Annotated in this window: 6 protein-coding genes and 1 pseudogene; 1 reads left to right on the top strand and 6 read right to left on the bottom strand. The window is 60.1% G+C overall.

What is annotated here, in order from left to right:
* The coding region (locus DXA70_RS07540; RefSeq protein WP_128118103.1) for a GDSL-type esterase/lipase family protein at positions 1-1,077 on the top strand (1,077 nt) is incomplete at its 5' end.
* Between the two features lie 77 nt (positions 1,078-1,154).
* Here the strand turns inward: DXA70_RS07540 and DXA70_RS07535 are convergent.
* The 6 genes and pseudogenes from DXA70_RS07535 to DXA70_RS07510 all read right to left on the bottom strand — a co-directional run bounded on the left by DXA70_RS07535 (position 1,155) and on the right by DXA70_RS07510 (position 8,080).
* Entirely contained in the window at positions 1,155-1,736 is a 582-nt protein-coding gene (locus tag DXA70_RS07535; protein WP_243001212.1) for a DUF4358 domain-containing protein, read from the bottom strand.
* 161 nt (positions 1,737-1,897) lie between these two features.
* A complete protein-coding gene (locus DXA70_RS07530) occupies positions 1,898-2,329 on the bottom strand; it encodes an Lrp/AsnC family transcriptional regulator (RefSeq protein ID WP_243001211.1) in 432 nt (143 codons plus the stop codon).
* 465 nt (positions 2,330-2,794) lie between these two features.
* Positions 2,795-4,720: a fructose-specific PTS transporter subunit EIIC gene (locus DXA70_RS07525; protein WP_128118102.1), complete on the bottom strand. Its 1,926-nt coding sequence runs from the start codon at positions 4,718-4,720 to the stop codon at positions 2,795-2,797.
* Positions 4,721-4,740: 20 nt separating this feature from the next.
* A complete protein-coding gene (gene pfkB, locus DXA70_RS07520; RefSeq protein WP_128118101.1) occupies positions 4,741-5,646 on the bottom strand; it encodes a 1-phosphofructokinase in 906 nt (301 codons plus the stop codon).
* Positions 5,643-6,398: a DeoR/GlpR family DNA-binding transcription regulator gene (locus tag DXA70_RS07515; protein WP_128118100.1), complete on the bottom strand. Its 756-nt coding sequence runs from the start codon at positions 6,396-6,398 to the stop codon at positions 5,643-5,645. Before DXA70_RS07515 ends, pfkB begins: the two co-directional genes overlap by 4 nt.
* 252 nt (positions 6,399-6,650) lie before the next feature.
* Positions 6,651-8,080, bottom strand: a pseudogene (locus DXA70_RS07510) (C69 family dipeptidase).
* Positions 8,081-8,245 lie beyond the last annotated feature (165 nt).

The raw sequence follows: 8,245 nt of genomic DNA, 5'->3' as shown, positions 1-8,245 counted from the left end.
GAGGGTGCCGAGGCACTGCCCGCGGAACCCGAGGCCGCTGTGGCCGAAGCAGAGCCGGAAATGGCCCCTGAGGATGAGACCAACGAAGTGGTCGTTACCCTGGGCGATACCGTGACGGCTACCACCACCGAACAGGCTCCCGCCGCCGACACCAAAACGACTGCCCCCGCGGCGGACAGCACGAAAGAAACTGCTGCCGACACGGAGAGCACGGAGCAGAAGCAGATCACCTACGTTGCCCTGGGCGACAGCATCGTGGCAGGCGTGGGCCTGGCCGATGTCCAGTACAGCGCCAACGGCACTTCCACTTACGGCGTGGACATGCGCCCCAATTTCAAGGGCTACTCCCCAGACTGCTATGTCGGTAAAGTAGCTTCCAAGCTGGGCCTGGACCGCGACCACGCCATTGATCTGGGCCTGCCTGCCCTGACGGCCCCCGACCTGGTGGACATGATCCGGGACGGCAAGATGCCCCAGATGAACATGGAGTCCGGCTGCTACTACGTCTACCCGGAGTTCCAGGATTACATCCGCAAGGCAGACGTCATCTCCATCCAGATCGGCTCCAATGACGCGTTCGTGCCCTGCGTGGCCGGCCTGTGGAACGCCACCAACCACAAAAGCGACGCTCTGGCTTCCACCATCCTCTCCGGCAACCTGCGCTCCTCCGGCTCTGCCGTTTCCACCATCCTCAAGGGCATCAAGGACATGGAGCTGACCAAAGAGGAAAAGAACGCCTCCTGGAAGCTCATCACCTCCGATATGGCCAAGATCTGCGACCGCATCTATCCGCAGACCACCTCCGCCCTCATCTCCATCGTGCAGGAGATCCGCAAGCTGAACCCGGACGTGCAGATCCTGCTGATGGGCTACACCGACCCGGTGCCGTTTATCCCCTGCTGGCACAACTACTTCCGCAAGCTCAACAAGTTTGAGAAGCAGCTGGCCGAGACCTATGACCTGACTTATGTGGCCATCCCCAGGGCAAAGACCGACCTGGATGTCCACCCCACCATTAAGGGCCACGAGTACATCGCCAACAAGATCGTCAACGCCATCGACGTGAAAGCTGAATAATTTCTGTACTGCCCATCCTGCAAAGAACGCCCGCTTCCAACTGGAAGCAGGCGTTCTTTTTTGCGTGTGATTCGTTTTTAAACGGCCAGCGCTTTTTTCAGGTTGGCAAGGACGGTATCGCTGTCCTCACAGCAGACAAGGACCACCTCGCCAGAGGGAAGAGTCTCCACTTTCGCGTTCTTGGCGATCTGATACTCGTCCTCGAGATAATGCTCCATGGACTGCTGCTCGCTCTCCACATAGGCATTCAGGGCGTCTACCACGTCCTGCGTTCTGCCCTCGGCAGGCTTGACGATGGCAAGGCCATAGCTCTGCACCATCATTGTGGAAAGGGAGGCGGCAAAATCCTCCGCCATGCCATCCTCCAAGTTGAGCATGGGCATCATCATGTTGGCGATCTCATCATTGAGCTGGTCGGCCTCATAGTCCTTGCTGTAGCCGTACTGAGCGGTGTATTTCCCGTCCGCGCCTTTGGTGAAGATCATATAATACTCGTTGTCCTCGGCGCTGCGGGCATCGTGGAGGATCTGGGTGTAGTCTTTGGGGGTGCTTGCAGCGGAGGAAGCGGGCTTGCCCGTGCTGCCGGATGTGCCGCAGCCCACCAGAGCCAGCAGGGCAGCGCCTGCCAGCAGCGCCGCAAAGATGCGTTTCAGTTTCATAGTGGATATTCCTTTCGTTCGTGAGGCGTCGTTTGGAAGAGTGCAGCCATAGTATTCCACTTTTTTGTGCTGCTATCCAGAATACGAGCCACCGCGGGCGAAAATTGCGCCGCTGCCTGTAACACTTTTATGAACAGACGTTTTTCAGCTTCTTTACAGCATCAGGGCTTCCAGATCGCCGTGATTGACGGGGGTGGAAGGATGATCTGGGTGCTGGTGGTACCCAGCTTCTGGAACTGGAGGATCAGATGCTCCAGCTGGGGCATACTGCCGCAGCTGACCTTGATGAGGAATGTATAATCGCCCGTGACGTGGTAGCACTGCAGCACTTCCTTGCTGTTCTGGATCAGGTGCAGGAACGCCTCGTGCTTGGAGGGGGCCACCGAAAGGCTGATGAGGGCATCCACATACACGCGGTCTGCCGGGCGGTTGAGTGTGACGGTATAGCCGCCGATGACGCCATCAGTCTCCAGCTTGTGGATGCGGCTGGAAACGGCAGGGCTGGTCAGAGCTACCTGCTCCGCGATCTCCTTGACAGGCATACGGGCGTTTTTGGCCAACAGGGCCAGAATTTTACGGTCCAAATCATCCATGGGACAATGTCTCCTTTGATATTCTGTTGAAATCCACAAAAATTTTCGAAAGTAAAGTTTTATTGTTGTAAAAATTTATAAACCTAGCAAAAGTTGGATTTCATTTCGCTTGTATTAATTATATAAAGTTTTGCTTCAAAAGTAAAGTGCAAATTTAAGCATTTCAAGAAATTTCTATTTGACAAAAAAGAAAGAGCTGGTATAATACATATCGCAGGGTACGGATGCGGGGCTTCTGCGTCCACAGGCTGTGCAAAACGCCTGAAACAGCTTCCCTGCCTGAAATTGCGATTCACCACTTTATATACTTTCCCACCCCTCTATACACAAAAACCCGCTGCCAGGCGGTTTTTGTGTTTGTATGGAGTCGTCCTCTCAACAAAAGCGGCCCCCGCCGTGTCTGGTCTGCCAGTGCACAGCGGGGGTCTTTTGCTTATGATGAAGTTTGGAGAATGGCTTTGTACATTATGCCTCGGCGCGGGTCTTTTTGAGCAGGCTGAGGATCACAGCACCTGCCACGCTGCCCACGGCCAGCGCCACGCAGTAGAGCAGAGCATGATCGACCACGGGGAAGACGAAGATGCCGCCGTGAGGTGCCCGTAGAGCGCAGCCAAAGGTCATGGAGAGGGCACCGGACAGGGCCGCGCCAATGACACAACTGGGCAGCACGCGGAGCGGGTCGGCCGCCGCGTAGGGGATGGCGCCCTCAGTGACAAAGCAGAGGCCCATGATGTAGTTGACGATGCCGTTGCGGCGCTCGTCCGGGGTCCACTTTTTAGGGCAGAACGTGGTGGAGAGGGCGATGGCGATGGGAGGCACCATGCCGCCCACCATGACAGCGGCCATGACCTCGTAGTTGCCGGAGGCCAGCGCCGCGGTGCCAAAGACGTAAGCTGCCTTGTTGAACGGGCCGCCCATATCAATGCTCATCATACCGGCCACGATGGCACCCAGCAGGACCTTGGAAGTGCCGCCCATGGCGTTGAGCCAATCGGTCATGGCGGTGTTGATCATGCCCATGATGGGGTTGATGCCGCACATGACAGCGCCCACCACGAGGATGCCGCCCAGCGGATAGATCAGCATGGGCCGGATGCCGTTGAGGCTGGCGGGGAGCTTTTCGGTGATCTTCTTGAGGAACTGGACCACATAGCCTGCCACGAAACCAGCCAGCAGAGCCGCCAGGAAGCCGCCGGAGATACCGGTGGTCTCGCCATTGGCAAGACCTGCAAAGTTGGTGCCGTTCATGGCCAGGACGCCGCCTGCAAAGCCGACGGCCAGACCCGGACGATCCGCAATGGACATGGCGATGAAACCGGCCAGGATGGGCAGCATGTAGCCGAATGCCGCGCCGCCCACCGTCTTGAAGAACGCCGCCACAGGGGTGTTCATCCCGAAGTTGGAGGGATCAATGCTGTAGTCGTCCAGCAGGAATGCCAGGGCGATCATGATGCCGCCGCCCACCACGAACGGCAGCATGTGGGAGACACCGTTCATCAGGTGCTTGTAGAGGCTGCGGCCCAGGCTCTCGCCTGCGGTGTCCTCCTCCGCGGCCGCCTGCGCGCCGCCCTTGGCGTGGAAGACCGGCACCTCACCGTGGGCCACTTTCTTGATGAGCTCCTCGGGTTTGTGGATGCCGTCGTCCACCCGGGTAAACAGGACGGGCTTGCCGTCAAAGCGGGCCGTTTCCACGTTCTTGTCCGCTGCCACGATGATGCCGTCGCATTCCTCGATCTCTTTCCGGGTCAGGGCGTTCTTGGTGCCGTCGGAGCCGTTGGTCTCCACTTTCACGGGCAGACCCAGCTTGTCACCGGCCTTGACGATGGCTTCGGCGGCCATGTAAGTATGGGCGATGCCGTTGGGGCAGGCGGTGACGGCCAGCACCCGGTAGCCACTCTGGGGGATCTCTTTCTGGGTGAAGCTCTCATCCCCGAACTGAGCCTCTTCCTGTGCGTCGATGGCGTCCAGGAACTCCGCCGGGGTCTTGGCGGCCCGCAGTTTCTCCACGAAATCCTCATTCATCAGCATCTGCATCATGCGGGCCAGCATATCCACATGCAGGCCGCCGTCCTCCGGGGCGGCAATGGCAAACAGCAGGTCGGTAGTGCCGTCGTCCTCGGCATTGTACTGCACCGGGGCGCTCAGGCGGAGAGCCGCCAGGCTGGGGCGGGTGACGCAGGCCGTTTTGGCGTGGGGCACGGTGATGCCGTTGTCCACATAGGTGGAGCCCTCCGCCTCGCGGGCGTAGAGGGCCTTTTTGTAGACCTCTTTGTCAGTAATGTTGCCGTGGGTGGCCTGCAGCTCCACCAGACGGTCGATGATGGCGGCCTGATCCGGCGCGGCCACGTCCAGCGCGATGGACTTTGCGGTAAACAATTCCGTGATACGCATGGGGTGTTCTCCTCTCCTCGTTAAATCGTCAGCAATAACTTCTCGATCTCTTCTTTCTTCGCCAGCCCCAGGCTGAACGCCGTGGCGCTGCCGCAGGCGGTGCCCAGGCGGAGGGCGGTGGTGTAATCACCGCTCTGCAGGTAACCTGCCACAAAGCCTGCCACCATGCTGTCACCCGCGCCGACGCTGTTGACCACTTTGCCTTTCGGGCAGCCGATGCGGTTGGTCTGGCCTGCTTCATCCAGCAGCAGAGCGCCATCCCCTGCCATGCTCACCAGCACGTTGCGGGCGCCTTTTTCCTGCAGGGTCCTGGCTGCTGCCACGATTTCATCCTCCGTGTTCAGAACACGGCCCACGATCTCGCCCAGCTCATGATTGTTGGGCTTGATGAGGAAAGGGTGGAAAGGCAGCACATTGACCAGCAGGTCCCGGGTAGCGTCCACCACGGCCCGCACGCCGCGGCCTTCCAGCCGGGCCAGCAGCCGCTCGTAGGTGGTCTGTGCCAGGCTGGCCGGGATGCTGCCTGCCAGAATCAGGATGTCGCCGTTCTGCAGGGCGTCCAGCTTGGCTTCCAGCGCCTGCATGGCGCTCTCCGGGATGTTGGGGCCCGCGCCGTTCAACTCGGTCTCCTGCCCTGCCTTGATCTTGACGTTAATGCGGGTCATCCCCTGGGTCAGGTGGATGAAATCGGTCTGGATGCCCTGGGCGGCCAGGCCGCGCTCCAGCCAGGCACCCGTCTCCCCGGCCACAAAGCCCAGGGCGACGCTTTTGCAGCCCAGCTCGGCCAGCACACCGGATACGTTGATGCCCTTGCCGCCCAGCACGCAGTCTTCGCCGCGGGCGCGGTTTACCTCGCCCACTTCCAGCGGGGAGTCCAGCCGCACCACATAATCAATGGCCGGGTTGAATGTTACCGTGTAGATCATTCTTCCGTCTCCTTTACCAGCGTGTATTGTTTGTATTTGGGGTTGGGGCAGCGGTTGGTCAGGATCGCCCCGCCGTGCAGCTCGGTGATGACCGCCGGGTAGACGCGGGCGAACTTGGAGTCATCCACGAGGAACCAGGCTTCCCGCGCCCGCCGGACGGCCGCAGCCTTGACAGCCGCTTCCTCGGGGTCCGGGGTGGTGAAGCCTGCGTCCAGCGCCACGCCGTTGGCTCCCATAAAGGCTTTGGTGAAGTTGTACTGCTGCAGGCTCTGCAGCGCTGCCGCCCCGATGATGGCTTCGGTCTCGGGCCGGAGCAGCCCGCCGGGCAGGCACACCCGGCAGCCTTTCTGGGCCAGCAGACGGGCGTGGGCCACGCCGTTGGTCACATAAGCAGCATCCAGTGCCGGGCCGCTGACGGCCCGGGCCAGCGCCAGCGTGGTGGAACCTGCGTCCAGATAGACGAAATCCTCTGCCGTGATGAGGGCCGCCGCTGCATTGGCGATGGCCCGCTTTTCGGCCACGGCCAGGCTCTCCTTGGCAGCCATGGTGGGCTCATCGGCCCGGAACTGGCTGTCCGGCAGGGTGGCCCCGCCGTGGACTTTATTGACTTTGCCCAGACGGTCCAGCTCGTTCAGATCCCTGCGGATGGTGGACTCGCTGGCATTCAGGGCCTCGCACAGCTCCTGCACGGTGGCGGTGCGTTTTTCCGCCATCAGCGCCAGGATCTGGGCAAACCGTTCTTCTGCCAACATCGGGCATTCCTCCTGTTTGATTGGTTTTGAAGCTTTTCGCGTGTTTTTGGTGTCTGCAATTTTATTATAGCAATCTTTCCGTCAAAATCAATCACTTTCGGTCAGTTTTTTGCACAAATTATTTCTCTGAAATTCAGACATCCTGCACAAATGCTGGGATACAGCGAACAAAAAGCAGCCAACCGACCGGACATCCGCGCCCAGTAGTTGGCTGCTTTTGACGTTTTTTGATTGGTTTAACGGAATCAGCGCTTAGGCGTCGGAGCGGGCAAAGGCGTTCTTCATGCCGCTGCTCAGCTCAAACAGCACCTTATCCAGCGTATCGGCGGCACGGGCCTTGAGGGCCTTGGCAATGGCCTCGTTGGCCTCCACCCGGAGAGCGGCGCGCTGGTCGGCATCCGGCTCTGCAATGAGCTTTGCGTCGTACTGGTGGATGAGGGCCCGGCTGGCCGAAAGGACGCCCAGCTCATACCGCTCGGCGTGGATGAGGCTCTTGGAATAAGAGGCATCCGTCATGGCGGCGATCATCCGGCTGACCCAGTAGAAGCTGTCGGTGGACACCTCTTTGGTGGTGCAGGACAGGTACTCCGGCGTGGTGGTCACATTGGCGTAGAACGGCACCATGGTGTTGAACGCGTTGGAGGCATAAGCCACCCACTCAATGGCGCTCTGCTCCGCCGGGACGTCCGGACGGATCTGGATCAGGGCCATGAAGTCGTTGCGGTTGATGCCGATGGAGCGGTACATGCCGCGCTGGCTCTTGTCGCCGTAGCTGGCGTAGGGGTCATAAGGCGTGCCCTGGTAGTGGGAGGACAGCACATATTTGACATCCTCCGGGGTCAGCTTCTTCTCGGGCACCATGCACCAGGGCAGGTCATCGGAGCGCGGGGTGTAGTCGGCGTCCGGGCCGTCCCAGACCCAGGTGTTGGGATTGAGGGTACGGAGCATGTACCAGGCACGGGGCGTGTTGTAAACGTGGTCGGCGTCGTCGTGGCTGCCAAAAGCGTCCCGCGGGTTCAGGCTTCCGTCCAGCGACAGGTCGAGATGATTGGCCGCGATGAACTCCCGCAGGTCCGCCGAGCACATGTAGTCTTTTTTGTCGCCATAGGCATCGTCCAGGTCAAAACTGTCGATGCCCAGTTGGTTGGGCATGACCACGTAGGAATCATCCGGCACGCGGCGGGCCATCCAGTGGTGGCCGCCGATGGTCTCCAGCCACCAGATCTCGTGGACATCCTGGAACGCGATGCCGTTCATCTCATAGGTGCCGTAGGTCTCCAGCAGGCGGCCCAGCCGCTCCACGCCCTCCCGGGCCGAGTGGATATAGGGCAGCACCAGATAGACGATATCCTCCTCGCCGATGCCGCCGGGCACCTCCGGGGTATCGCCCATGGCAGGCTGGTACACCACCAGCGGGTCAGCCCCCAGCACGCGGGGGTTGGAGGTGATGGTCTCGGTAGCGGTCATGCCCACATTGGCGGCATTGACACCGGCCGCGGCCAGATGCCCTTGCCCTCCACAGCGTTTGGCATGGCCGTCATCCGCATGGGATCGCCCGGCAGGGGGATCTCCACATGGGACAGCACGGATTTGTAAACAGCCGGGTGCTCCTCCGGCTGCACGACCACATATTTTTTGGCCGTGAAATGCCCCGAACCGGAATCGTCGTTGCGGGCGATCATGGTGGAGCCGTCATAGGATGCGTTTTTACCAACAAGGATCGTTGTACAAGCCATAGTTTTTCCCTCCGAAGTTTCAAATTTCGGTTTGCTGGGACTATTGTAGCCTCTTTTGCCCAAAAAGGCAAGAGCGACAAAAAGCCCGTCGGCGCTGCATACGCCGACGGG

It is taken from the genome of Faecalibacterium sp. OF04-11AC (assembly GCF_003460645.1).
GTDB lineage: Bacteria > Bacillota > Clostridia > Oscillospirales > Ruminococcaceae > Faecalibacterium > Faecalibacterium prausnitzii_I.
Note: the sequence above shows the minus strand (reverse complement) of the source record. Positions and strands in the feature narration are given on the sequence as shown.

Bases quoted from the DNA above. Each gene is read 5' to 3' on its own strand.
- DXA70_RS07530 (WP_243001211.1), bottom strand. From the start codon at position 2,329: ATGGATGATTTGGACCGTAAAATTCTGGCCCTGTTGGCCAAAAACGCC.
- DXA70_RS07515 (WP_128118100.1), bottom strand. From the start codon at position 6,398: ATGTTGGCAGAAGAACGGTTTGCCCAGATCCTGGCGCTGATGGCGGAA.
- DXA70_RS07525 (WP_128118102.1), bottom strand. From the start codon at position 4,720: ATGCGTATCACGGAATTGTTTACCGCAAAGTCCATCGCGCTGGACGTG.
- DXA70_RS07535 (WP_243001212.1), bottom strand. From the start codon at position 1,736: ATGAAACTGAAACGCATCTTTGCGGCGCTGCTGGCAGGCGCTGCCCTG.
- pfkB (WP_128118101.1), bottom strand. From the start codon at position 5,646: ATGATCTACACGGTAACATTCAACCCGGCCATTGATTATGTGGTGCGG.